This window comes from Streptomyces sp. NPDC030222, assembly GCF_055573115.1.
Genome location: NZ_JBVICA010000062.1, coordinates 1 through 2,598, shown reverse-complemented (window position 1 = coordinate 2,598; position 2,598 = coordinate 1). Strand labels below are relative to the sequence as shown.

1 protein-coding gene is annotated in these 2,598 nt (G+C 66.7%); it reads left to right on the top strand.

The genetic code is table 11. The features are described from left to right. Positions 1–2,598, top strand: a 2,598-nt coding sequence (gene metH, locus ACZ4Z5_RS33275) for a methionine synthase (protein WP_468270006.1), incomplete at both ends; no start/stop codon positions are given.

The following is a 2,598-nucleotide window of genomic DNA, read 5'->3' as shown; positions in this document are numbered from 1 at the left end:
CGCGAGGCGTTGGTTTCGCGTGTGGTGGTGGCGGATGGTGCGATGGGCACGATGTTGCAGGCGCAGGATCCGTCGTTGGAGGATTTCGAGCAGTTGGAGGGCTGCAACGAGGTCTTGAATGTGACGCGGCCGGAGATGGTGCGGTCGGTGCATGAGGCGTATTTCGCGGTGGGTGTCGATTGTGTGGAGACGAACACTTTCGGTGCGAATTTCGCGGCGTTGGGGGAGTACGGGATCGCGGACCGGGTGTTCGAGTTGTCGGAGGCGGGGGCGCGGATCGCGCGGGAGGTGGCTGACGAGTTCACGGTGTCGTCGGGCCGGCAGCGGTGGGTGCTGGGGTCGATCGGTCCGGGGACGAAGCTGCCGACGTTGGGGCATGCCGGGTTCACCGTGTTGCGGGATGCGTATCAGGCGAATGCGGAGGGGCTGGTCGCGGGGGGTGCGGATGCGTTGCTGGTGGAGACGACGCAGGATCTGCTGCAGACGAAGGCGTCGGTGATCGGTGCGCGGCGGGCGTTGGATGCGGTGGGGGTGGATCTGCCGGTTCTGGTGTCGGTGACGGTGGAGACGACCGGGACGATGCTGCTGGGGTCGGAGATCGGTGCGGCGTTGACGGCGTTGGAGCCGTTGGGGATCGACATGATCGGTCTGAACTGTGCGACGGGTCCGGCGGAGATGAGTGAGCATCTGCGGTATCTGGCGCGGCATGCGCGGGTGCCGTTGTCGTGTATGCCGAATGCGGGGCTGCCGGTGCTGGGGCGGGATGGTGCGCATTATCCGCTGTCGGGGGTGGAGCTGGCTGATGCGCAGGAGACGTTCGTGCGGGAGTACGGGCTGTCGTTGGTGGGTGGGTGCTGCGGGACGACGCCGGAGCATCTGCGGCAGGTGGTGGAGCGGGTGCGGGGTGTGGTGCCCGGGGAGCGGCGGGTGCGTCCGGAGCCGGGGGCGGCGTCGTTGTATCAGAGTGTGCCGTTCCGGCAGGACACTGCGTATCTGGCCATTGGTGAGCGGACGAACGCGAACGGGTCGAGGAAGTTCCGGGAGGCGATGCTGCAGGGCCGGTGGGATGACTGTGTGGAGATGGCGCGGGAGCAGATCCGTGAGGGTGCTCATTTCCTGGATCTGTGTGTGGACTATGTCGGCCGGGATGGTGTGGCGGACATGGAGGAGCTGGCGGGCCGGTTCGCGACGGCTTCGACGCTGCCGGTCGTGCTGGATTCGACCGAGGTGGAGGTGATCCGGGCGGGTCTGGAGAAGCTGGGCGGCCGTGCGGTCGTCAACTCGGTCAACTACGAGGACGGCGACGGGCCCGGGTCGCGGTTTGCGCAGGTCACGGCGCTGGCGCGGGAGCATGGCGCGGCGCTGATCGCGTTGACGATCGATGAGGAGGGGCAGGCGCGGACGGCGGAGAAGAAGGTGGAGATCGCCGAGCGGCTGATCTCGGACCTGACGGAGAACTGGGGGATTCTGGAGTCGGACATCCTCATCGACACGCTCACGTTCACGATCTGCACGGGGCAGGAGGAGTCGCGGCGGGACGGGATCGCCACGATCGAGGCGATCCGGGAGCTGAAGAAGCGCCGTCCGCAGGTGCAGACGACGCTGGGGTTGTCGAATATTTCCTTCGGGCTGAACCCGGCGGCCCGGATCCTGCTGAACTCGGTGTTCCTGGACGAGTGTGTCAAGGCCGGTCTGGACTCCGCGATCGTCCACGCGTCGAAGATTCTCCCGATCGCGCGGTTCGACCGGGAGCAGGTGGAAACCGCGCTGGATCTGGTCTATGACCGGCGGGCGGAGGGCTATGACCCGCTGGTGAAGCTGATGGCGTTGTTCGAGGGTGCCACCGCGAAGTCGCTGAAGGCCGGGAAGGCGGAGGAGCTGGCCGGGCTGCCGCTGGAGGAGCGGCTGAAGCGGCGGATCATCGACGGTGAACGCAACGGTCTGGAGAGGGACCTGGACCAGGCCCTGAAGGACCGCCCCGCTTTGGACATCGTCAACCAGACGCTGCTGGACGGGATGAAGGTGGTCGGTGAGCTGTTCGGTTCCGGGCAGATGCAGCTGCCGTTCGTGCTGCAGTCCGCGGAGGTGATGAAGTCCGCGGTGGCCTATCTGGAACCGCACATGGAGAAGAGCGACGCGGAGGGCAAGGGCACCATCGTGCTGGCCACCGTCCGCGGTGACGTCCACGACATCGGCAAGAACCTCGTCGACATCATCCTGTCCAACAACGGCTACACGGTGGTCAACCTCGGCATCAAGCAGCCTGTCTCCGCGATCCTGGAAGCCGCCGAGGAACACCATGCCGACGTCATCGGCATGTCCGGCCTCCTGGTCAAATCCACCGTCATCATGAAAGAGAACCTCGAGGAACTCAACCAGCGCCGGCTGGCCGCCCGCTACCCGGTCATCCTGGGCGGCGCCGCCCTGACCCGCGCCTACGTCGAGCAGGACCTCCACGAGATCTACCAAGGCGAAGTCCGCTACGCCCGCGACGCGTTCGAAGGCCTGCGCCTGATGGACGCCCTCATCGCCGTCAAACGCGGCGTCCCCGGCGCCGCCCTCCCCGAACTCCGGCAACGCCGCGTCCGCACCACCACC